Origin of the sequence: Desulfolutivibrio sulfodismutans DSM 3696 (assembly GCF_013376455.1) — a bacterium.
Lineage (GTDB): Bacteria > Desulfobacterota > Desulfovibrionia > Desulfovibrionales > Desulfovibrionaceae > Desulfolutivibrio > Desulfolutivibrio sulfodismutans.
On record NZ_CP045504.1, the window covers coordinates 2577467 to 2601412 of the forward strand.

Consider the following 23946-nt stretch of genomic DNA (forward strand, 5'->3'; position numbering starts at 1 on the left):
GGTCGAACGGCCTGCATCCGGTTTGTGCCGCTCCCCCGTGTACCGGCCTTTGCCGGTTTGGGGCGACATGTCGTTTCGGTTCCATATGACGAGTGGACGTGCCTTCTTTCGTAAGCCATGGACGGGGTGGCGTCGACAGCGAAATGTCCCGGGCAGGCGTCCAGAGCCGCCTTTTAAGCAAACCGCGCCCGGTCGGCATTCTTGGTTTGCCGCCAGGAAGGAAATTCTGTAGCTATGAAGCTTCATTCGATTGCCGAAGGTCCATCAAGTCTTTCGCGGGAGCGCCTTATGCCCGGGGACATGTGCATTTCGCTGGAGATCCCGCCGGAAACCGACTTTGCCTGCCCTGTGGCCGGACTGGCCAACGCCTTGGCGGTACGTGCGGGCTTTGACCGTCGGGAAAACTACCGGTTCCAACTGGCCGTCGAGGAATTCTGCCTGTATCTCGCCGGGTTCGCCGATGGCAACCAGCCGCTCTCCATCGGCCTCACGGGAAAACGACACCAGATGCGCGCCTCGTTTGCCTTCAGGGCCGCCAACCTATCCCTCGGAGCGCTCAACATCACCTCCCGCGCCACGTCCGGAACGCTCGAAGCATCCTCGGCGGAGATGGGATTGTTGTTGGTCGGCAAGGCCGCCGACCGCTTCCGTCTTGAGCATCACACCGGTGACCGTTTCGTTCTTGAAGCAGAAGTGGACAGGGCCTATCCGGAGGTGGCGACGGTCCGGCGCCCTGAAGGCTGGTGTCCGCCCTTCGCCATCCGTACGCAGCACGATCCAGCCCAGCTCACCCAGGCCGCCGCCCTGGCCATGTCCGCCTATCCCCGCTGGCAATGCCCCGGCTGTTTCCGCACGCCCGCCAAGTTTCCGGACATGGTGGCGGACGGCGCAATCGCGTGCGTTCTGGCCTGCGACGCGAGAGGACAAACCGTCGGCCTGTTGTCCTGGGCCCCATGCAGCGGTCAGGCGTTGTTATTTTCCGGACCCTTTGTGTTCACCCCCCCGGAAACCTCGGCCAGCGTGGCCCGGCTCCTGGTCGACGGCTTCCTGGAGACGGTGGCCCGTGAGCCATACAACATCGTGTTCAGTTTCCGGGCCACGTCCGACCTCCCCAAGGCGTCCTTCGAGACCTTGGGCTCCCTGCAATCCTTCGTGGACGGCCGGTTGGAACACCATCCGATCGTCTTCCGCCATCTGCGCGAGGACAATGGCCTGGCGGTGTGGTGCCCTCCGCAACTGGAGCGCTTCCTGCGCCAGGCCTATGACCGGCTGGCCCTGTCCCGGGACATCCTGCCCGTCGAGAAGCCGACCGCCCGGCCCCAGCGGGCATCGCTGCTCGGCGCCGCCTATGATCCGGGGCGGAATCTCGCCGAACTGACGGCGTTTCTCGACGGCGAGGATATGACGGCGAATCTGGCGGCCCACGTGGCGGCCTTTCGCCGACAAGGCATCGGCGCTATCCTGTATCATATGGACCTGTCCGTTCCGTGGGAGGCGGCGCTGGCCAGCGACCTGATCCAGGCCGGTTTCACGCCGGTGGCCATCCTCCCGCAGGGTGGCCGGACAGACAAGGTCGTCTGGCAGCATGAACAGCTTGCTTGACCGCGTCCCGGACTATGTCCGGTCTTTTGAGCGGTACGTCCCCAGTCGGCCCGATCCGGTGCTCATGCGCCAGTTCGGCGTGACGAAACTCTTTCGGCTCAACAACAACGAAAACGCCCTGGGACCGCCGCCCCTGGCCCTGGAGGCCATCGCCTCCTTCCCGCCCAAGCAGGGCGCCATCTATCCGAGCGGCGACGCCTACGACCTGCGCCAAGCCCTGGCCGCCCGTTTCGGCAAATCCCCGGACCAGTTCCTGGTCGGCAACGGTTCCTGCGAGGTCATCAGTTCGGTCATCCGGGCCTTCTGCGCGCCTGGCGACGCCATTGTCACCGCCGAGAAGACCTTTGCCGTCTACGAGTGGGTGGCGAAATTTTCCGGAATCGAAGTCCGGCTGGTCCCGCTCGTGGACCAGGCATTTTCTCCGGCGGCCATGCTGGCGGCCCTTACGGAACGGACCAAGATCGTCTTCGTGTGCAATCCCAACAACCCCACCGGTTCGTGGTGGAACCGGGCCACTCTGGAGCGCTTTCTGGCCGCCCTCGACGGCCGGGCCGTGGTGGTGCTCGACGAGGCATACCGCGAGTTCCTGGACGATCCGGACTTCCCCGACGGCATGGAGGTCATGCAGCGCCACGACAACGTCCTGGTCTTCCGCACCTTCTCCAAGATGTACGGCCTGGCCGGCTTTCGGATCGGCTACCTGTGCGGCTCCCTGGAGGCGGTGGATATCATACGCCGCACCCACATCGCCTATTCGGCGAACATCCTGGGCCAGATCGCGGCCACGGCGGCCTTGGCCGACGACGTCGGCCATATCGCCGCCACCCGGCGCATGGTGTCCGAAGCCAGGGGGTTCCTGCGCGACCTCTTCGACAGCCTGGGACTCGAACATATGGGCGGAGCCGGCAATTTCATCATGGTCCGCACGCCGCTCTCCGACACCCTGCTCTATCGCAGGCTCATGCGGGAAGGCGTCATGGTGCGCACCATGACCGGCTTCCGCTACCCCAACTGGATTCGCGTCTCCCTGGCCCAGGAACCGGCCATGACTGCCTTTGCCACGGCCCTGCCCAAGATACTGGAGACCTCATGAACAACACGCCTTCGGCCGCCAGGTCTTCTACTTCGACTTTTGTTGATCCCCACGCACCAGAGAGTACAGAAATGACGCATGTGATGTGGACAAGCATGTGGACCAGGGGTTGCCCGGCGATGCGCAAGCTCTACGGCGTGGAGCGCGAAGCCGAGAAGCAAAAGCTTGCGGCGGAATTTCGGCCTGGGGCGATTTGTCGTCAAAACTCGTAGCGCACCCCCACGGCCCCGGCCTGGGTCTGGGAGCCCCGCCCAAAAATCTGGCCGGAATAGCGTAGATAGAGTTTTGCGGAATCCGACACGCCGACGCTCACCCCGGCGTCCATCAGCAGGTTGTTCCGGGTGGGCTCGCCGGTCTTGGCCGAAAAGGACGACGTAGGCGAGCCGTTGTACCGGGCCTTGATGTTCTGGCTGTTGTCCAGAAACTCATGCCCCCAGCGCAGGGACACGTCCGGGCTGACGGTCGTTTTCTCCCCCACCGTGAACGTCCCCGAGACCTTGGCCCCCAGGCCCGACTTCAGGGAATTGCCGGAAAAGGCGCGCACGGTCAGCCCAAGCTCGGCGTCGGCGGTCTCGGAAAAGCCCGGCACGGACACATATCCGTAATCCAGCGTGGCCACCGGACCGGCCTTGAACTTCCCAAACGTCCAGTCGTAGCCCGTGGTCAGCGAGCCGCCCAAAAGAAACGACACGTACGTCCCTTGCGGCTGCGTGGAGATGGAGCCGAACTCGATCTTGCGCACCAGCCGGTTCCAGGCCGCCCCGGCCTGCACCATGCCGTCGGCATAGAAGCCGCCCGAGGAATATGCGCCGTAGAGGCCGCCCAGGAAGGTGTCCGAACGGCCGCTGGACTTGGCCGTGTCCGAGAACGACAGGTCGGAATGCACATAGCCCACCTGGAACCCGGCCAGCAGGTTGTCATTTACGGCCAGATCGCCCCCGGCCACCACGCCGTACTGCCAGGCGTCGAAGCCCGTGCGGTTATGCCCCTTGCCAAAGCCCACGTACTGGCCCACGGGCTTGACGAAAAGCCCCAGGCCCGCGGCCTGGCCGGATTTGGCCGTGATGCCGCTTGACGCGTCGCTGGCGATTGACCGCGAGGCCAGTTCCGTCATGCGCGACATCTCGCCGCCAGGCACCATGGCCAGAACCGACCCGCCGCCGCTTCGCGTCGCATAGGCCCGTTCCCGGATGGTGTCGGAAAAAAGCCGCATGGCCGAAAACGAGGTCTCCACCAGCGCGCTGTAAGGCTCGGGAGACATCTGCTGCAACCCGGCGGCGACCTCGCCCAGGCTCATGAAGTCGATTTCGGCCAGGATCGTCTGCATGGCCGGGGTGGCGGCAAGCGTGGCCCCGGTCAGGCCCAGGCTGGCCCCGTAGGAATTGCGGGTTGTGGCGGCGATGGCATACGGCAGGCGGATCACGGTGACGTCGCCGCCGAAGGCCCCGACGGTGGCGGTGTCCGTGTTGGTCACGGAGAAATTCAGGAAAGGGCTCTGGTTGTCGATGGTGATGGTTTCGTAGTCGCCGGTGAGCCCGCCGTCGGAAGAAAGCAGGGTGAACTGCTGCCCCGTGGTGTAGTAACCTTCGGCGATGGCCACATGCAGGGAGCCGCCGTCGATGGTGGTGGCCCCGGTGACGTGCAACAGGTCCCTGGCCGTGGGGGTGATCTCCAGGGAGAGCAGACTTCCCGAGCCCAGGAGCAGGTCGCCGTCGATGGTCAGGGTTCCCGCCGAAAGCCCGGGGGCGATGGTTCCGTGGCTCTCCACGTCGCCCATGATGGTCCCGGTTCCCATGAGCGTGCCGAACGAGCCCAACGCCAGAAGCGGCGCGGTCCAGGTGCCGTTGACGACGGCATCGCCATTGATGGTCGTGTCGCTTGCGAAGGTGATCCCGGCCCCGGCGTCGATCTGGTAATCCAGAGAGGCCAAGGAACCGGTCACGTCCAGGTCGCCTTCCATGACCCAGGTGAAGCCGGTGTATGTATTGTCGCCGGACAAGGTCAGGGTGGCGTCGCCGGACTTCAAAAACGTCCCGGCCCCTTCGATCACCCCGGCATAGGTGGCGTCCAGGGCGGGACTCATGTCCAGAAGCGTCCCGGCGGCCATGTCGATGCTCTGGGAGGCCAGGGAACCCGTGATCCGCAAAATCCCAGACGTAAGCGTGGTGTCGCCGGTGTACGTATTCGCGCCGGAGAGCGTCAGGATGCCCGCGCCGGATTTTTGGAAATCCCCGGCCCCGGAGATGATCCCGGCATAGGTCGTGTCCACGCTGGGGCTCATGTCGAACAGCGCCCCGTCCGCCACCTCCACGGACTGGGAGGCCAGGGAGCCCGTGACCAGAAGCGTCCCGGCGGTGACCGAGGTGTTGCCGGTATAGGTATGATTTCCGGTCAGGGCCAAAAGGCCCGCGCCGGATTTGACGAAGTCCCCGGCCCCCTCGATCACCCCGGCATACAGGGTATCCACGACGGGGTTCATGTCCAGAAGCGCCCCGGCGGCAATGTCGATGCCCTGGGAGGCCAGGGAGCCCGTGACCAGAAGCGTCCCGGCCGTTATCGTCGTGTCGCCGGTGTAGGTGTGGTTCCCGGTCAGGGTCAAAAGGCCCGCGCCGGATTTGACGAAATTTCCCGCCCCGGAGATGACCCCGGCATAGGTGGCGTCCACGCTGGGGCTCATGTCCAGGAGCGCCCCGGCGGCCACGTCGATGCCCTGGGAGGCCAGGGAACCCGTGACCAGAAGCGTCCCGGCGGTGATAAACGTCGCACCGGTATAGGTGTTGTCGCCGGACAAGGTCAGGGTGACGTCGCCAGACTTCAAAAACATCCCGGCCCCGGAAATCACCCCGGCGTAGGTCGTGTTCGCGGCCGGACTCATGTCGAAGAGCGCCCCGGCCGCCACATCCACGGACGCGGAGGCCAGCGACCCGGTCACGCGCAGGATTCCGGCAGTGATGCTAGTGTCGCCGGTATAGGTGTTGTTCCCGGAGAGCGTCAGGGTGGCCGCGCCGGATTTCTGGAAATCCCCGGCCCCGGAGATCACCCCGGCGAAGCCCGTATTCGCTGATGGCGACCAGTCCAGGAGGCCGCCCGAGGCGATGGACGCCCCCGAGGCGACCAGGCCGCCTTGCAGGATCAAGGTTCCCTGGCTGACGGTCAGGGTTCCCGTGCCCAGGTCCACGTCGCCGCCGATGGTCCAGGATCCGGAATCGTCCTTGATGAGGTTCTGGAAGTTGCGCACCGCGCCGTCCAGGCTGACGCTGCCGACCAGGGTCAGGGTATTGTCGCCGCCGCCGCCGTCAACGATGCCCCGCACCATGGCCCCGGGGCCAAACGTGGCTGAGTCGTCCCCAGCCCCGAACAGGATGGCCACGTCGGTGGAACTGGCGGCCAGGATGCTGCCGGTGCTGACCAGGGTGCAATCGGCGTCGGTGAAGGTCAGGGCGCTGGTCAGGTTGATGGTCCCGGCGTTGGTCAGGCTGCTCAGATTGGTCAGGCTGCCCGAGAAATTCATCGTGGCCCCGGAGGCCACGTTGATGGAGCTGGTGGCCAGGGAGCCGGTCACGCCCAGGGTTCCGGCAGAAACCGTGGTCGCGCCGGTGTAGGTGTTGTTCCCGGAAAGCGTCAGGGTGGCCGCACCGGACTTCTGGAAATTCCCCGCCCCGGAGATCACCCCGGAGTAGGTCGCGTTCGTGGCCGGGCTCATGTCGAACAGCGCCCCGGAGGACACGGCCACGCTTTGCGAGGCCAGCGCCCCGGTCACGCGCAGGGTTCCGGCCGTTATCGTCGTGTCGCCAGTGTAGGTGTTGTTCCCGGACAGCGTCAGGGTGGCCGCACCGGATTTCTGGAAATTCCCCGCCCCGGAAATCACCCCGGCATAGGTCGTGTTCGCTGCCGGGCTCATGTCGAACAGCGCCCCGGAGGACACGGCCACGCTTTGCGAGGCCAGCGACCCGGTCACGCGCAGGGTTCCGGCCGTTATCGTCGTGTCGCCGGTATAGGTGTTGTTCCCGGAGAGCGTCAGGGTGGCCGCACCGGACTTCTGGAAATCCCCGGCCCCTTCGATCACCCCGGCATAGGTCGTGTTCGCTGTGGGACTCATGTCGAACAGCGCCCCGGCGGCCACGGCCACGCTTTGCGAGGCCAGCGACCCGGTCACACGCAGGGTTCCGGCCGTTATCGTCGTGTCGCCGGTGTACGTGTTGTTCCCGGAGAGCGTCAGAGTGGCCGTGCCGGATTTGCGGAAATCCCCGGCCCCTTCGATCACCCCGGCATAGGTCGTGTTCGCTGTGGGGCTCATGTCGAAGAGCGCCCCGGCGGCCACGTCCACGCTTTGCGAGGCCAGCGACCCGGTCACACGCAAGGTTCCGGCCGATATGGCGGTATCGCCGGTGTACGTGTTGCTCCCGGACAGCGTCAGGGTGGCCGCGCCGGATTTGCGGAAATCCCCGGCCCCGGAAATCACCCCGGCGTAGGTCGTGTCCGTCAAAGGGCTCATGTCGAACAGCGCCCCGGAAGACACGGCCACGCTTTGTGAGGCCAGCGACCCGGTCACGCGCAGGATTCCGGCAGAAACCGTGGTCGCGCCGGTGTAGGTGTTGTTCCCGGAGAGCGTCAGGGTGGCCGCGCCGGATTTCTGGAAATTCCCCGCCCCGGAAATCACCCCGGCAAAGCCCGTATTCGCTGATGGCGCCCAGTCCAGGAGGCCGCCCGAGGCGATGGACGCCCCCGAGGCGACCAGGCCGCCTTGCAGGATCAGGGTTCCCTGGCTGACGGTCAGGGTTCCCGTGCCCAGGTCCACGTCGCCGCCAATGGTCCAAGATCCGGAATCGTCCTTGATGAGGCTCTGGAAGTTGCGCACCGCGCCATCCAGGCTGACGCTGCCGACCAGGGTCAGGGTATTGTCGCCGCCGCCGCCGTCGACGATGCCGCGCACCATGGCCCCGGGGCCAAACGTGGCCGAGTCGTCCCCGGCGCCAAACAGGATGGCCACATCGGTGGAACTGGCGGCCAGGATGCTGCCGGTGCTGACCAGGGTGCAATCGGCGTCGGTGAAGGTCAGGGCGCTGGTCAGGTTGATGGTCCCGAAGTTGGTCAGGCTGCTCAGATTGGTCAGGCTGCCCGAGAAATTCATCGTGGCCCCGGAGGCCACGTTGATGGAGCTGGTGGCCAGGGAGCCGGTCACGCCCAGGGTTCCGGCAGAAACCGTGGTCGCGCCGGTGTAGGTGTTGTTCCCGGAAAGCGTCAGGGTGGCCGCACCGGACTTCTGGAAATTCCCCGCCCCGGAAATCACCCCGGCATAGGTCGTGTTCGTCGAGGGGCTCATGTCGAAGAGTGCCCCGGAGGACACGGCCACGCTTTGCGAGGCCAGCGACCCGGTCACGCGCAGGGTTCCGGCCGTTATCGTCGTGTCGCCAGTGTAGGTGTTGTTCCCGGACAGCGTCAGGGTGGCCGCACCGGATTTCTGGAAATTCCCCGCCCCGGAAATCACCCCGGCATAGGTCGTGTTCGCTGCCGGGCTCATGCCGAAGAGCGCCCCGGCCGCCACATCCACGGACGCGGCGGCCAGCGACCCGGTCACGCGCAGGGTTCCGGCAGTGATGCTGGTGTCGCCGGTGTAGGTGTTGTTCCCGGACAGCGTCAGGGTGGCCGCGCCGGATTTCTGGAAATTCCCCGCCCCGGAAATCACCCCGGCAAAGCCCGTATTCGCTGATGGCGCCCAGTCCAGGAGGCCGCCCGAGGCGATGGACGCCCCCGAGGCGACCAGGCCGCCTTGCAGGATCAGGGTTCCCTGGCTGACGGTCAGGGTTCCCGTGCCCAGGTCCACGTCGCCGCCAATGGTCCAAGATCCGGAATCGTCCTTGATGAGGCTCTGGAAGTTGCGCACCGCGCCATCCAGGCTGACGCTGCCGACCAGGGTCAGGGTATTGTCGCCGCCGCCGCCGTCGACGATGCCGCGCACCATGGCCCCGGGGCCAAACGTGGCCGAGTCGTCCCCGGCGCCAAACAGGATGGCCACATCGGTGGAACTGGCGGCCAGGATGCTGCCGGTGCTGACCAGGGTGCAATCGGCGTCGGTGAAGGTCAGGGCGCTGGTCAGGTTGATGGTCCCGAAGTTGGTCAGGCTGCTCAGATTGGTCAGGCTGCCCGAGAAATTCATCGTGGCCCCGGAGGCCACGTTGATGGAGCTGGTGGCCAGGGAGCCGGTCACGCCCAGGGTTCCGGCAGAAACCGTGGTCGCGCCGGTGTAGGTGTTGTTCCCGGAAAGCGTCAGGGTGGCCGCACCGGACTTCTGGAAATTCCCCGCCCCGGAAATCACCCCGGCATAGGTCGTGTTCGTCGAGGGGCTCATGTCGAAGAGTGCCCCGGAGGACACGGCCACGCTTTGCGAGGCCAGCGACCCGGTCACGCGCAGGGTTCCGGCCGTTATCGTCGTGTCGCCAGTGTAGGTGTTGTTCCCGGACAGCGTCAGGGTGGCCGCACCGGATTTCTGGAAATTCCCCGCCCCGGAAATCACCCCGGCATAGGTCGTGTTCGCTGCCGGGCTCATGCCGAAGAGCGCCCCGGCCGCCACATCCACGGACGCGGCGGCCAGCGACCCGGTCACGCGCAGGGTTCCGGCCGTTATCGTCGTGTCGCCGGTGTAGGTGTTGTTCCCGGAGAGCGTCAGAGTGGCCGTGCCGGATTTGCGGAAATCCCCGGCCCCGGAAATCACCCCGGCATAGGTCGTGTTCGCTGTGGGGCTCATGTCGAACAGCGCCCCGGCGGCCACGGCCACGCTTTGCGAGGCCAGCGACCCGGTCACACGCAGGGTTCCGGCCGTTATCGTCGTGTCGCCGGTGTACGTGTTGTTCCCGGAGAGCGTCAGAGTGGCCGTGCCGGATTTGCGGAAATCCCCGGCCCCGGAAATCACCCCGGCATAGGTCGTGTTCGCTGTGGGGCTCATGTCGAAGAGCGCCCCGGCGGCCACGTCCACGCTTTGCGAGGCCAGCGACCCGATCACACGCAAGGTTCCGGCCGTTATGGCGGTATCGCCGGTGTAGGTGTTCGCGCCGGACAGGGTCAGGGTGGCTGCGCCGGACTTCCGGAAATCGCCTGCCCCTTCGATCACACCGGCGTAGGTCGTATCCGCCGAGGGGCTCATGTCGAGGAGCGCCCCGGAGGACACAGCCACGCTTTGTGAGGCCAGCGACCCGGTCAGGCGCAGGGTTCCGGCAGTGATGCTGGTGTCGCCGGTGTAGGTGTTGTTCCCGGAGAGCGTCAGGGTGGCCGCGCCGGATTTACGGAAATCCCCGGCCCCTTCGATCACCCCGGCATAGGTCGTGTTCGCTGTGGGACTCATGTCGAACAGCGACCCGGCCGCCACATTCACGGACGCGGAGGCCAGCGACCCGGTCACGCGCAGGGTTCCGGCCGTTATCGTCGTGTCGCCGGTATACGTATTCGCGCCGGACAAGGTCAGGGCGGCCGCGCCGGATTTCTGGAAATCCCCGGCCCCGGAGATCACCCCGGCGAAGCCCGTATTCGCTGATGGCGACCAGTCCAGGAGGCCGCCCGAGGCGATGGACGCCCCCGAGGCGACCAGGCCGCCTTGCAGGATCAGGGTTCCCTGGCTGACGGTCAGGGTTCCCGTGCCCAGGTCCACGTCGCCGCCAATGGTCCAAGATCCGGAATCGTCCTTGATGAGGCTCTGGAAGTTGCGCACCGCGCCATCCAGGCTGACGCTGCCGACCAGGGTCAGGGTATTGTCGCCGCCGCCGCCGTCGACGATGCCGCGCACCATGGCCCCGGGGCCAAACGTGGCCGAGTCGTCCCCGGCGCCAAACAGGATGGCCACATCGGTGGAACTGGCGGCCAGGATGCTGCCGGTGCTGACCAGGGTGCAATCGGCGTCGGTGAAGGTCAGGGCGCTGGTCAGGTTGATGGTCCCGAAGTTGGTCAGGCTGCTCAGATTGGTCAGGCTGCCCGAGAAATTCATCGTGGCCCCGGAGGCCACGTTGATGGAGCTGGTGGCCAGGGAGCCGGTCACGCCCAGGGTTCCGGCAGAAACCGTGGTCGCGCCGGTGTAGGTGTTGTTCCCGGAAAGCGTCAGGGTGGCCGCGCCGGATTTCTGGAAATTCCCCGCCCCGGAAATCACCCCGGCATAGGTCGTGTTCGTCGAGGGGCTCATGTCGAACAGCGCCCCGGAGGACACGGCCACGCTTTGTGAGACCAGCGACCCGGTCACACGCAAGGTTCCGGCCGTTATGGCGGTGTCGCCGGTGTACGTGTTGTTCCCGGACAGCGTCAGGGTGGCCGCGCCGGATTTACGGAAATCCCCGGCCCCTTCGATCACCCCGGCATAGGTCGTGTTCGCTGTGGGACTCATGTCGAACAGCGACCCGGCCGCCACATTCACGGACGCGGAGGCCAGCGACCCGGTCACGCGCAGGGTTCCGGCCGTTATCGTCGTGTCGCCGGTATACGTATTCGCGCCGGACAAGGTCAGGGCGGCCGCGCCGGATTTGCGGAAATACCCGGCCCCTTCGATCACCCCGGCATAGGTCGTATTCGCCAAGGGGTCCATGTCGAACAGCGACCCGGCCGCCACATCCACGGACGCGGAGGCCAGCGACCCGGTCACGCGCAGGGTTCCGGCGGTGATGGCGGTGTCGCCAGTGTACGTGTTGTTCCCGGACAGGGTCAGGGTGGCTGCGCCGGATTTCTGGAAATTTCCCGCCCCGGAAATCACCCCGGCATAGGTCGTGTTCGCCGAGGGGCTCATGTCGAACAGCGACCCACTCGCCACATCCACGGACGCGGAGGCCAGCGACCCGGTTACGCGCAGGATTCCGGCAGTGATGCTGGTGTCACCGGTGTAGGTGTTCGCGCCGGACAGGGTCAGGGTGGCTGCGCCGGACTTCCGGAAATCGCCTGCCCCTTCGATCACACCGGCGTAGGTCGTATCCGCCGAGGGGCTCATGTCGAGGAGCGCCCCGGAGGACACAGCCACGCTTTGTGAGGCCAGCGACCCGGTCAGGCGCAGGGTTCCGGCAGTGATGCTGGTGTCGCCGGTGTAGGTGTTGTTCCCGGAGAGCGTCAGGGTGGCCGCGCCGGATTTACGGAAATCCCCGGCCCCTTCGATCACCCCGGCATAGGTCGTGTTCGCTGTGGGACTCATGTCGAACAGCGACCCGGCCGCCACATTCACGGACGCGGAGGCCAGCGACCCGGTCACGCGCAGGGTTCCGGCCGTTATCGTCGTGTCGCCGGTATACGTATTCGCGCCGGACAAGGTCAGGGCGGCCGCGCCGGATTTGCGGAAATACCCGGCCCCTTCGATCACCCCGGCATAGGTCGTATTCGCCAAGGGGTCCATGTCGAACAGCGACCCGGCCGCCACATCCACGGACGCGGAGGCCAGCGACCCGGTCACGCGCAGGGTTCCGGCGGTGATGGCGGTGTCGCCAGTGTACGTGTTGTTCCCGGACAGGGTCAGGGTGGCTGCGCCGGATTTCTGGAAATTTCCCGCCCCGGAAATCACCCCGGCATAGGTCGTGTTCGCCGAGGGGCTCATGTCGAACAGCGACCCACTCGCCACATCCACGGACGCGGAGGCCAGCGACCCGGTTACGCGCAGGATTCCGGCAGTGATGCTGGTGTCACCGGTGTAGGTGTTCGCGCCGGACAGGGTCAGGGTGGCTGCGCCGGACTTCCGGAAATCGCCTGCCCCTTCGATCACACCGGCGTAGGTCGTATCCGCCGAGGGGCTCATGTCGAGGAGCGCCCCGGAGGACACAGCCACGCTTTGTGAGGCCAGCGACCCGGTCAGGCGCAGGGTTCCGGCAGTGATGCTGGTGTCGCCGGTGTAGGTGTTGTTCCCGGAGAGCGTCAGGGTGGCCGCGCCGGATTTTTGGAAATCCCCTGCCCCGGCGATCACCCCGCCGTAGGTCGCGTTCGTGGCCGGGCTCATGTCGAAGAGCGCCCCGGCCGCCACGTCCACGCTTTGCGAGGCCAGCGACCCGGTTACCCGCAAGGTTCCGGCCGTTATGTCGGTGTCGCCGGTATAGGTGTTGTTCCCGGACAGGGTCAGGGCGGCCGCGCCGGATTTCTGGAAACCACCCGCTCCGGAAATCACCCCGGCATAGGTCGTATCCGCCGAGGGGCTCATGTCGAACAGCGCCCCGGAGGACACGGCCACGCTTTGCGAGGCCAGCGCCCCGGTCACGCGCAGGGTTCCGGCCGTTATCGTCGTGTCGCCGGTATAGGTGTTGTTCCCGGAGAGCGTCAGGGCGGCCGCGCCGGATTTCTGGAAACCGCCCGCTCCGGAGATCACCCCGGCGTAGGTCGCGTTCGCCGCCGGGCGCATATCCAGAAGCGCCCCGGAGGACACGGCCACGCTTTGAGAGGCCAGCGATCCGGTCACGCGCAGGGTGCCGCCGGAAATCGTGGTGTCGCCGGTATACGTGTTCGCGCCGGAGAGCGTCAGGGTGGCCGTGCCGGATTTGGTGAGCGTCCCGGAGCCGGTAACGGCCCCGGCATAGGTCGTGTCCGAGGCGGCGGCGAAGGCAATCCCGGTTCCAGAGGCCAGGTCGATGGACGCGGAGGCCAGGGAGCCGGTCAGGCGCAGGATGCCGCCGGAAACCGTGGTTGCGCCGGTATAGGTGTTGACGCCGGACAAGGTCAGGGAGCCGGAACCGGTCTTGGTCAGGCCGCCCGCGCCGGAGATGACCCCGGCAAAGGTGGAATCGGTCGAACCGAGGTTCAGCGTCAGGATCGTGGCGGCGTCCGACCCCAGGGTGACCCCGCCGGAGCCAGACAGCAGGGTGATGGTTTGGTCGTAGTCGTTGAGGTCGAACACCGCGCCCGAGGCCACGCTCAGCCCGGAGGAGGAGGCGATGATGTCGGCCGCCCCGGCCCGAAGGGTTCCGGCGTTCACGGTGGTTGCGCCGGTGTAGGTATTGGCGGCGCCGAGGGTCAGCGTGCCGGTTCCGGACTTGGTCAGGCCCCCCGTTTCGGAGATGACGCCGTCGAATTGGTACGAATCGGCGTTTTGCACCGTGAGGGTGGCCGAGCCAAGAGTGACGCTGCCGCTGCCGGAGAGGCCGTGGATGGTCTGGGCGAAGTCGTTGAGATCCAGCGTGGCGCCCGCGGCGACGCTCACGGCCGAACTTGTGGAAAAGGCGCCCGCCACTCCGGCTTGCAGGGTTCCCTCGGACACGGTGGTCACGCCGGTGTAGTCGTTGTATTTGCCGGAGAGGGTGAGGGTATGGTCGCCTTTCTTGATCAGGGCGCCCGAGCCCGACAGGACGCCCGCGTAGGCCGTGCTTCCGGCGACCGTATCCCAGGTCAGCGAACCCTCGTTCTCGATGCCGTTGGTTATCGACACGAACTCATTGATGCTCAAGGAAGCGTTGGTCTTGATGGTCAGGTTCGTGAAGGAACTGCGGTTGGCGTACTCGGGGTCCAGGGTCCATGTCGCGGCCGCGACCCCGTTGCCGACCACCAGATCGGTCACGCCCTCGAACAGGTTGTCGGCGCTGTTGACGCCGAGAAGGGTCAGGGTGCCGCCGTTAAGATGCACCTTGCCGACAAGCGAGGTGCTGGCGTCTCCGGCCAGGTCCAGGGTCACGCTGCTGCCCGAGCCTCCGGCGTAAATGGCGTAGGCCTCGGAGTCGTGGGTGTTGACCCCCTCCAGGGCGCCGGTCACGTAGAGGTTCACGGCGCCGGATTCGGAATAGACCGCGTAGGCCCGACCAAAGGCCCGGGCCGAGATGGTTCCGGATACAAGCAGGGCGGTGTCTGCGTCGCCGCCGTTGATGTTCCCGCCGGCGTACAGACCGTAGGCGTAGGTCGAACCCGGGACTGCCGTGCCCGCTGTCGTGGCCGAGATCGTGCCGCTCACCTCGCCGATGGAGATGGATGTCGCGGCGCGCAGGCCGACCGCATACCCCAGGTCTTCGTCGGTGGTTTTGGCTGTGACCGTGCCGGACAGGGCGCCGGTGATGCTGATGCTGGAACTGCCGCTTTGCAGACCGTAAGCGCCATAGCCGCCCGCAGCCGTGACCGATCCGGACAGACTGGCGAGAGTGACGCCGCCCGAGGCGTACAGGCCAAGGGCGATGCCGGCCGCAGCCGAGACCGAACCGGCCAGCCCGCTTGTGATCTGGATGCTTCCGGCTGAAGCGTACAGGCCATAGGCGGCTCCGAGCTCCGTGGACGTGGCCGTGACCTTTCCGGTCGCGGACACGGAGTCGATGGTGATGCCCTCCAAAGCCCACAGACCATAGGCGTTCCCGGAGGAAGTGGTCGCCCCCGCGACCGTGGCCTCGACCGTGCCGGACAACCCGCCCGTTACAGAGATGCTTCCCCCGTCGGCATATAGACCATAGGCATATCCGGAGTCCCCGGCCGTGGCCGCGATCGCGCCGGACACCCCGCCCGTTATGGAGATGTCGCCCGAGCTTCCGTACAGGGCGTAGGCCTGCCCTTCGTCCCCGGCCGTGGCCGTGATCGTGCCGGACACCCCGCCCGTTATGGAGATGTCGCCCGAATTTCCGTACAGGCCATAGGCGTATCCGGAATCCCCGGCTGTGGCCGTGATCTGGCCGGACATCGCGCCCGTTATGGAAACGTCGCCCGAACTTCCGTACAGGGCGTAGGCCTGCCCTTCGTCCCCGGCCGTGGCCGTGACCGTGCCGGTCGAGGAGACGCTGTCGATGGAGATGCCGTCGCCGCCAGCCCACAGGCCGTAAGCCTGCCCGGCGCCAAAGGCCGTGGACGCGACCGCTCCGGACAGTCCGCCCGTGAGGCCTATGCCCGGCCCTTTCAGGCCATAGGCCGCGCCGACGCCTGTGACCTCGGCCGTGACCGAACCGGCGAAGCCGTTCGCTATGGTGAGAAGCCCGGTGTTCGAGCCCATCCCCTGGGCGAGCGTCGTGCCCGTGGCCGTGACGCTGCCGGCCGATCCCACCCCGTTCGAAATGGTGAGGGCTCTTGCGGCGTAAAGCCCGTAGGCGCTCGCCGCGCTGGCCTCGACGTCGCCGGCCAGCCTGCCGGAGATGATGATGTCATCGACTGCGGCGTAGATCCCGTAGGCGGCCTGCCCCGCCGTGGCCGTAATCTTGCCGGCGCTTGTCAGGTTGCCCGTTATTTTGACATTGTTCTCGCCGTACAGGCCGTAGGCCTGCCCTGTCGTCGCCGTCGCAACGACCGTTCCGGACAGCGTCCCGATGAGGAGTTCGCTATAGCTCGCATATCCGTCGGAGGCCATGAGGCCGTAGGCGCTCGCCCCCGCGCTGGCCGTAATGTCTCCGGACATCGTGTCGATAGTGACGTAATCTCCCTGCAGTCCGTAGGCGTTGCCGCCTGCCCCGGCCGAGGCGTTGACCGCGCCTGAAAGTCCGCCCGCTATGCTGATGCTATATTGTGTAAGCACGCCGATACCACTGCGCATTCCCCAGGCGTCCAAGCCGCTCCCGGACGCCGTGGCGGAGATCGTTCCGGCCATTCCATCCGTTATGGTGATATTTCCCTGTGTGCTCAGGAGTCCGAAGACGCCAGAGTCCGCCGTCGTTCCTGTCGCCGACAACGTGACATTGTCGCCAATATTGCCAACATTCAGTCCTAACGCATTATTGGAATAAAGACATGAAACATCAAGCGTATATGTTGATGATATATTGACGCTGATATCGCTGCTTCCGTCAAGACTTATGGAGTATCCATTGGTGTCAAAGACATTTTGATAAAAGCCGTCCTGGCTTACTGTGACGCTAAATACATTAGTGAGCAGGCTAATCGGCCCCAGAACGCTGAAGGGGCCATTTACAAGATCTATGGTGTATCCGCCAAGCGTATCAAGTCCAAAAATTATTGTGTTGCTTGTGTCATCGTTTCCATGGACGACGGCGTACCGCAACGTCCCTGCCGTGCTGCCGGAATCCGAAAGATAGTTGTTGACTACAAAGCTCTCGTCCGCCCGGGCCGGGCCGACGGCCAGCAGCATGAACAGGACCACGGCCACCGCCGTCCGCCATCCGGGCATGCCGCGCCGCATGGGTTCCCCGCAGGAACGCCGCTTGTTTTTCCGCCACCATTGCATCGTGGAGCGATATCGTAAAAACGGGAGAAGGCCTGTCAGGGATTTCCATGATTTTATGTAGCGGAATTTGGGGACAGCGGGGCCGGGGCGCAAGGGACGCAGGGCCGGACTGTCGCCAGGCGGGGGCTGGGCGTCAGAGCTCAGCCTGCCCCGCAAAGGGAATGGACGCGGCCCGGCCGGTCAGCCGCGCCGCCGGATGGCGAACTTGCGCAGTTCCTTCATGCTGGAAAAACCGAACTTGCGGATCATGCGGCCGTAATACGTCTCCACGGTGTGGGCGCTGATGCTCAGGGCCCGACCGATCTCGGCGCTGGACTCGCCGCCCCCGAGCCGGTCAAGGATCTGCTCCTCACGCTGGCTCAAGGCGACGGTCCCGCCCTCGTCCGGGGCGAGCACCCGTCCAGCCAGGCTCTCCATGGCCCCGGGACTGGCGTAGCGCCGCCCGGCGGCCACGGCCTCAATGGCCTCCAAAAGCACGTCCGCGACCTCGCGCTTGGTGACGTAGCCCCGCGCCCCCCGGTCGAAGGCCCGTTCGATGCTCCCCCGGTCCTCGTGCATGGAATAGATGAGGCTCGGAATCCCCTGGGCCGTCAGGTCGCCGATCAGGTCCAGGCCCGACTCCTCGGCCAGGGACAGGTCCACCAGGGCCACCGAGGCCTGGACGCCCTCCAGGCGCTCCAGGAGTTCCGCCCGGCTTCCGGCCTCGCCGCAGACCGTATGGCCAACCTGGCGCAACAGCAGCGACAGGCCGTTTCGCATGGCCGGATGATCGTCCACCAAAAAAACGCGCACTCCAAAGGCGTCAGGCATCGGTTTTCTCCTTGCCGTCCCCATTGATTCCACAGGCTAAAAGACAGGTCACGACGGTTCCGCCGCCCGGGGCGTCCTCCACGGAAAGGCGAGCCCCGATCATCCTGGCCCGGTAGGACATGATCCGCATGCCGAGCCCTCCCTGGCTGCGAACCGCCGCCTGGAGGCCGATGCCGTCGTCACGCACGGTGAGCGCAAGCAGCCGGTCGAGACCGCAACTCAGGGTGATGGTGATCCGGCCGGGCTGGGCGTGCTTGACGGCGTTGGCCACCGCCTCCTGGGCGATGCGGTAGAACTGGACGAGATGCTCGTTGCGGCACGGCTCGCAGTCCAGGTTCTCGACATATTCGATAGCGACGCCGCTGGATTGGCTGACGCGCCGGGCCAGATCGTCCAGGGACGGCCTGGCCTCGCCCGGGGTGTGCTCCACCGGCCAAAGCCCCCGGGAGAGATCGTAGGCCTGGCTGACCGACTCCTTGAGCATCAGGGAAATCTCCGCGACTTCCGCCGCCACGTCCCCCTCCGCGATGCCGCGGTGTTCCAGGGCCGCACAGCGAAGCCGGGCCCCCCCCAACTGCTGGCACAACCCGTCGTGCAGGTCGTGGCTCAACCGGCGGCGCTCCTCCTCGCTGACGTTGACGATCTCCCGCTCCAACCGGGTGCGCTCGTCCATTTCCGCCCGCAGGGCGGCGTTTTTTCCCGTAAGCGCCCGGGACAGACCTTCTACGGCCGAGAACGCATTGGTGAACCGCTGGGCCAGGGCCAGGGCCTGGGACAGGGCAAAGGCCAGCATGCCCAACGGCAGGAGATTCAGGACGTTGATGCCGAAGAAGAATCGGTAGATGTCGCTCATCGAGGTTACCGACAGGATAGCGTAGCCAATGAAAAGAATAGACGAACCGTCGCGGCCGCGCTTCAGGCAAAGTCCTAGCATGACCAGAATACATAAATTGACAAACAAGGTCGTCAACGGCAGATACAACACTGCTTTGTAAACGTACGCATCAGGCTGCGTGACGATGATAAAAACGAATACGACGCTTCTTATGTCACATATATACTTGACGAAAATAAAAAACTCATCAGGATAGATAGATTTATAGAATCGATACAGGATGGAGCCCAATACGGCATACGCGACAAGGGGTATCCTGCGGACAACATCAGGTTTTATGTCTGGAAAAAAAAGATTGATCAACGTATCCGACGAATCCATGGTCAGGAGCAGCGTGACGAGCAGCGTGCAGCTGATGGCGAAATAGAGCGACGAGATATCCTTTTTTCTCAAATAGTGCAGGGCGAGATGATAGACGGCCATGATCAACAGGCTGCCGACAAAAAACATGGACCAGGCCCAGATGCGGACATGCACCCCCTGCACCTGATCCGGGAGGCCGATCATGATCGCCTGGCGCAGGCCGCCCCGGCGAAAGACGTGGTTGGAGACCTGCAATACCAGGTCGATGGGCGCCCCGTGACTCTCGAAGCCGACCATGGCCAGGGAGCGATGCGACGTTTCCGCCCCGGCGACGTCGCCGACCACACCGCTTTCGGCGATAAGCCTCCCGTCGGCCCACAGCCGGTAGGCGGCGTTGACGCCGGAGATCCGAAGGGCCAGTCGGCGTTCGCCGGGCGGCGGCGACAGGCGCAGGCGGAAGGTGGCCTTGCCATAGCCCGGCAAGGGCTGGCCGTGGAGCTCGTAGCCTTTCCATACGCCGGGGAGGGTCATGAAGCCGGAGGGTTCGGGAGGCGTGACGCCGGGTCCGAAGTCCTCGGGAGAAAGCAGCCGGTCCCAGTAAAATTCCCACTGCCCGTCCAGGGCGGCCGGGCCGTCCCGGGCCAGGTCGAACCCGGCCAGGTCGAGCACGCCATGCGTGGCCACGGGCGTATCCGCGCCGCGCCGGAGGCATCCGGCGGCAGGCGCCAGGAGCACGAACGCCAGGATGGCGGCCAGCGCTGAGCGGACAGCTACATTGGGCATACGATCCGTTTCCGAGGCCCTCACCCGGTCGCGCCAACGGCAGACTGGCCTGAATTGATCGATTCGGCTTTCCAGCGCCGCCCAATGCCTTTTCGCATGTGGCTTGGCAAGCCCGGATGACATGCCGTGCCCAACGCGGCAAGGGCGAAGCCGTTCACGACGCCCAGACGGCCGACGGGCATCACTCCCGGCATCCGCCAACGCGTCGGAACGCGTACCTGCCCCCCACGGCCCCCAGGGTCTGGGCGCCCCGGGCCAGAAACTGCCCGGGACGGCGCACGGGAACCTTCGCGGACTCGGATACCCCGAAGCTCACCCCGGCGTCCACCAAAAGACCGTCCCGGGCCGAATCGCCGGTCCTGGAGGAGAACCCGGACGTGGGCGAACCGGCGTAGCGCGCCGAAATGATCGCGGAGTTGCCCGGGAACTCGCGCCCCGGCGAAGGGGCAGGTCCAGGCTTATGGTCCTGGCCGCCCCGGTTCAATCCTGCACGCTCGCCCCCCCGGCTTTGCCAGCAGCACCATCTTAGAGCATCCGATGCATTGATGCCACGGCTATAACCGCCAAGTATGAGACCGCGGCACGGCGTAAAGGCATATTTCTGTTGTAATTTTAGGTAATTACAATAGAATTGTGCCATTTTTCCGTGCAACGGTCTCCAATTCCCTAAAATGCAAGAAAATATTTGCAAAATGCAGCCAAGGCTGCGGCAGAGGGCTCCCTGGCGGCGGCGCGGCTATCATCGCCGTGGCGGTGAACACGGAAGGCCGTCGTGAAATCGTGGGACTGCACATCGGCCCCAGTGAAGCCGGGCCGTTCTGGTCTTTTTTCCTCAAAGGCCTTCTTCGCCGGGGACTCACCGGCCTGAAGCTTGTCGTCTCCGACGCCTATGAAGGCCTCATGGCCGCAATCGCCAAAACGTTCGGAACCACGTGGCAACGCTGCCGGGTTCACTGGATGCGAAACGCCTTGGCTCGTGCGCCAAAATTGCAGCACGCCATGGTTTCCGCCGCCCTGCGCCAGGCCTTTCTGCAACCAGACTCGGCCAGTGCCAGCCAGACTTGGCGGTATGCCGCCGATCAGCTTCAAGGAAGACTTCGCTTCGAGGTTCGAGGGGGAATTTGGCTGCACGCCCAACCCATGCATTGGGCATGTTCTGGCTTGCTCAATCCCGGACAGAAATGCGTTTCTCACCGCATGCCTTTCATTTCGCGCCGGAGCGCGGCAACGCTTTCGACGACCCCGCGACGGGCACACCACGTGCGTTTGCCACGCTCCCCGCGACCGCCCCGTTTCCCTTCACGCCGCAGCCATTGCCTGCGGAGCGGCCCCTCGCGCAGGGGCCGACCGAGACGGAACAGTGCTGGCCGTTAGGCCTGGGCCTCCTCCGCGCCAGCCTTCTTGAAGGTGATCAACGGACAGTTCTTGCAGATGTCCGCGCCGGGGAACGGCTGTCCCGGACGGGTGATGGATGCGCCGCCGTGATCGTCGACCCGTTTCTTCAACCGCTCCATGACCAGGACAAGCTGCTCGCCGGGGATGGCCACGTTGATTTCGCCGCGTTCGGTCTTTCCGGCGTTGTAGCTGCCGCTGCAGGCCAGGAAGATGTTCATGGAGGCGGTGTTGTAGGCCTGGACGTTGCCGCCGCAGGCCGCCGAGTTCATGGTCATGGAGGGCTTGAGGGGATGCACGTTCATCGCCGACATCCAGTCCACGGCCAGATGATAGGCCTGCATGTTGTCGCAGTAAAAATGCACGACATGCGGCGGGGCGAAGGCGTCGGCCAAGGGCGAGACCACGACGGCGACAAGCTTGCCTTCCGGCAAGCGGGGTTTGGATCTGACGAAGGCCTCGGCCTGATCCATGTCGCGCACGTATTTCATGTGGCTTTTGATCTCGGCCTCGTCCAGGCCCTTCCAGCCGAAGACGAACTTGGCGTTGGCGCACCCCAGGCGGTCCTTTTCCATGAGCACCGTCAACCCCTCCATGCGGGCGCCGATCTCCGCCTGACAGAACGTCAGGGCCTTGCCCGGCACATAGTGGGGAACGTCGCGCTTGAAGCGGTCGAGTTCCTCCTGCTCGAAGATGTACCTGATGGCGACCGGATAATGCATAAGCCGCAGGTGATGCATGAAGTATTCCTGCATCTGGCGATATGTCTCGGTACTCATAGAAAGAACCTCCGGGTGATGGATGTGAATGCCGTCGAGAAACCTGGGCGCTGGACGCCCGGACAGGGGCGTCCAGCCCGCAGGGGAACTGGTTGCCAGGCGGATGGCATCAGTGCGGCTGCCCAGAGAATTTCGACTGGCGTCATTATGTTAAAAATAACATAGCTAGCAGGGTGGAACGGGTCAAGGGCAGTTTCCCGAACTGGGCGCCTGGCGCCTGGTGTCGATTTTCTCTGTGAAAAAAGGGACACGGCTTAGCCGCCTGGCCAGACCTTTTGCAGGTGCGGAAATACGCCTTTAGCGGGGGAGCTTGCGTGAAAAAAAATTTATCGTCCCGCCGAGCAAATGAAAATGTGAAAAAAAGAACCCACGCCACTTCGCCCCAGGACGGCTTTCTGGCATCCATAGCGTACCCCTGGAGCACTATCGCCCCGGCAGTCGCCTATGCCCCGGGCGTTTCATCTTGGGGCGCTTAACACCCGCCCGCCGCCCCAGTTCAAGCCTGGCCGTTCGCCCCCCGGCCTTGCCAGCACCACTATCGCATAGCATCCGACGCATTGCTGTCACGGCTATAAACGCCAAGTATTCCTTTCTGATGAAGTCGCGGAAGAGAAAGTCATTTTAAAAATTTTGATATGGATACACAGCAGACATATACAAGCATTCCTCACCCGCCGAATCTCTCAGGTTGTACCACCTCTGAAGCAGAATGATTTTAAACATCGGAAACGGTGCATAGGCAGGATTGCCAACGGAGTGGAGGCCATGCAAAACTTTTTCCGAAGAATCTTCTCAGATGGCTTCCAGTCAATAAGGTGATAAACCTTATCCAGAAATCATTCCCTGTGCCTGCGACGGAACACGACGTATTCGGCAATGCCTGGCTTTTTTTGGACTAGCGCTTGCTCATGATCGCCTCCATCATTTTTGATAGAGAAAAAAGAGCACAATCACCTTAAATTACAATAGAAATACGTTTTTACACCGTGCAGCGGCCTCAATCTGGCCTTGCATACCATCGAAAACAAAGCCCTTGTCGTACAGGACACAGGCCATTTTGAACTGGCGTCAGGGGGCGGGATGTGGACCAACGAAAAAGCGGCTTACGTGGCTGACGTAAACCGCTGAAATTCTTGGCGTCCCCAAGGGGATTTGAACCCCTGTTACCGGCGTGAAAGGGCTTGCCCGACACGGCCGGGAAGATAGCACCACCCATTATTTCAGCTAGTTAGCCTTACACCAAAAGACAAAGAAGACCCCCGCCAGCATGCGAAGTACTTCCGGAAGTACTTCCGCCCCTCATCGCCACCAAGGCCCCCATGGCAACAAACTTCACTGATTTATCCACCCCTTTGTTCAACTACCTCCACCCTCGCTCGCCTTTCCTCCTTCAGCTTCTTCTCCTGCCAATTCCGATACCATCCCTCCCACTCATCGATTGACTTCGGCTCCGGCGGCATGCCCGGGAGGCCGATGTTGTTCTGAACCAGCGTCATCGCCCCCCGCGTCTGTTCGTGGTCCTGCTGGTCCCGCCATCCGAAGTTGTTCTTCAGATCGAAAATCTGACCCGCCACCATGCCTTGCCCCTGGACAAGCTGCCGCGCACGCTGCCCTTCAATCCGCAGCTTCGCCCTTTTTATAGTGTCCATATATTCATGTTTGTATGAGTAGTTGAGAAGTGACTGCCTGGACGTGAAGCCCAGGGCCAACGCCAAATCCGGGACCGTGTACGGCCAACCCTTCTCGTCCGCCATGTGAAAATACGCATCAATCGCCGCCTGCATCTCTTGGACGGAAGAGTAGTAGGGCGGCCTCCCCGCACCCCTTGAACCCTCGCAATTCGCGTCATCGCACACGGTATCGTTGTCACTCTGACATATGACAATGTCATTACTGTTGTTTTTGATTTGAATCTCGTATTCAAGCTCTTTTATTCGTTCTTTAAGTTTAGTAATTGTTTCCATTTTATCCTCCTCGAAATTTACGATGGCATTGTCTGTATTATTTGTCAATATAAAGTTATCGAGATTACGGTATAGTACAAGGGTAAAATATGGAAGGGACCCAAAACATCATTATCCCCCTATGGGGGATGCGCTAATAATACATACAAATCAGAAATTAATCAGGAAAGGAAGAGAGATACAAGGTTGTTATGTGGAGGCTTTGTCGATGGTGAGAGATGGGTATGCGTCGTTAGTGGGTAAAT

Annotated in this window: 10 protein-coding genes and 1 pseudogene; 5 read left to right on the forward strand and 6 right to left on the reverse strand. The window is 64.0% G+C overall.

What is annotated here, in order from left to right:
• Positions 1 to 288 precede the first annotated feature (288 nt).
• From GD606_RS11940 to GD606_RS11950, 3 genes are read left to right on the forward strand one after another with little or no spacing between them, the layout of a single operon-like run.
• Positions 289 to 1602: a hypothetical protein gene (locus GD606_RS11940; protein ID WP_163300570.1), complete on the forward strand. Its 1314-nt coding sequence runs from the start codon at positions 289 to 291 to the stop codon at positions 1600 to 1602.
• Complete coding sequence (locus GD606_RS11945; RefSeq protein ID WP_163300571.1) at positions 1586 to 2695, forward strand: pyridoxal phosphate-dependent aminotransferase; 1110 nt, start codon at positions 1586 to 1588, stop codon at positions 2693 to 2695. The genes GD606_RS11940 and GD606_RS11945 overlap by 17 nt, the downstream gene beginning before the upstream one ends.
• A complete protein-coding gene (locus GD606_RS11950; RefSeq protein WP_163300572.1) occupies positions 2692 to 2907 on the forward strand; it encodes a hypothetical protein in 216 nt (71 codons plus the stop codon). Before GD606_RS11945 ends, GD606_RS11950 begins: the two co-directional genes overlap by 4 nt.
• Here GD606_RS11950 and GD606_RS11955 read toward each other — a convergent pair.
• From GD606_RS11955 to GD606_RS11965, 3 genes are all read right to left on the reverse strand, one after another.
• Positions 2895 to 16109 carry an autotransporter-associated beta strand repeat-containing protein gene (locus GD606_RS11955; protein ID WP_176629292.1) on the reverse strand — a complete coding sequence of 4405 codons (13215 nt, stop codon included), beginning with the start codon at positions 16107 to 16109 and terminating at the stop codon, positions 2895 to 2897. The two genes, GD606_RS11950 and GD606_RS11955, sit on opposite strands and share 13 nt — an antisense overlap.
• An 846-nt stretch (positions 16110 to 16955) precedes the next feature.
• Positions 16956 to 17585, reverse strand: coding sequence for a response regulator transcription factor (locus GD606_RS11960; protein ID WP_163302437.1), 630 nt, complete (start codon positions 17583 to 17585; stop codon positions 16956 to 16958).
• The gene (locus tag GD606_RS11965; RefSeq protein WP_163302436.1) at positions 17578 to 19566 is read right to left on the reverse strand and encodes a sensor histidine kinase; all 1989 of its coding nucleotides are present in this window, start codon (positions 19564 to 19566) and stop codon (positions 17578 to 17580) included. The genes GD606_RS11960 and GD606_RS11965 overlap by 8 nt, the downstream gene beginning before the upstream one ends.
• A 116-nt stretch (positions 19567 to 19682) precedes the next feature.
• Between GD606_RS11965 and GD606_RS11970 the strand changes: the two genes are divergently transcribed.
• Entirely contained in the window at positions 19683 to 19961 is a 279-nt protein-coding gene (locus GD606_RS11970) for a hypothetical protein (RefSeq protein ID WP_163302435.1), read from the forward strand.
• A 337-nt stretch (positions 19962 to 20298) separates the two neighbouring features.
• Positions 20299 to 20661: pseudogene (locus GD606_RS11975) on the forward strand (transposase); the annotation flags it as partial.
• Positions 20662 to 20936: 275 nt separating this feature from the next.
• On the opposite strand, the gene GD606_RS11980 reads toward GD606_RS11975, so the two are convergent.
• The 3 genes from GD606_RS11980 to GD606_RS11990 form a co-directional block, all read right to left on the reverse strand.
• Complete coding sequence (locus tag GD606_RS11980; RefSeq protein ID WP_163302434.1) at positions 20937 to 21737, reverse strand: DUF169 domain-containing protein; 801 nt, start codon at positions 21735 to 21737, stop codon at positions 20937 to 20939.
• A 621-nt stretch (positions 21738 to 22358) separates the two neighbouring features.
• The gene (locus GD606_RS20945; protein WP_368356378.1) at positions 22359 to 22508 is read right to left on the reverse strand and encodes a transposase; all 150 of its coding nucleotides are present in this window, start codon (positions 22506 to 22508) and stop codon (positions 22359 to 22361) included.
• Between the two features lie 569 nt (positions 22509 to 23077).
• The gene (locus tag GD606_RS11990) at positions 23078 to 23701 is read right to left on the reverse strand and encodes a terminase small subunit (protein WP_163302432.1); all 624 of its coding nucleotides are present in this window, start codon (positions 23699 to 23701) and stop codon (positions 23078 to 23080) included.
• Positions 23702 to 23946 lie beyond the last annotated feature (245 nt).

What these genes read in the sequence shown, in the direction of transcription:
- GD606_RS11945 (WP_163300571.1), top strand. Translation starts at nt 1,586, where the DNA reads ATGAACAGCTTGCTTGACCGCGTCCCGGACTATGTCCGGTCTTTTGAG.
- GD606_RS11980 (WP_163302434.1), bottom strand. Translation starts at nt 21,737, where the DNA reads ATGAGTACCGAGACATATCGCCAGATGCAGGAATACTTCATGCATCAC.
- GD606_RS11950 (WP_163300572.1), top strand. Translation starts at nt 2,692, where the DNA reads ATGAACAACACGCCTTCGGCCGCCAGGTCTTCTACTTCGACTTTTGTT.
- GD606_RS11970 (WP_163302435.1), top strand. Translation starts at nt 19,683, where the DNA reads ATGACATGCCGTGCCCAACGCGGCAAGGGCGAAGCCGTTCACGACGCC.
- GD606_RS11990 (WP_163302432.1), bottom strand. Translation starts at nt 23,701, where the DNA reads ATGGAAACAATTACTAAACTTAAAGAACGAATAAAAGAGCTTGAATAC.
- GD606_RS11960 (WP_163302437.1), bottom strand. Translation starts at nt 17,585, where the DNA reads ATGCCTGACGCCTTTGGAGTGCGCGTTTTTTTGGTGGACGATCATCCG.
- GD606_RS11965 (WP_163302436.1), bottom strand. Translation starts at nt 19,566, where the DNA reads ATGCCCAATGTAGCTGTCCGCTCAGCGCTGGCCGCCATCCTGGCGTTC.
- GD606_RS11940 (WP_163300570.1), top strand. Translation starts at nt 289, where the DNA reads ATGCCCGGGGACATGTGCATTTCGCTGGAGATCCCGCCGGAAACCGAC.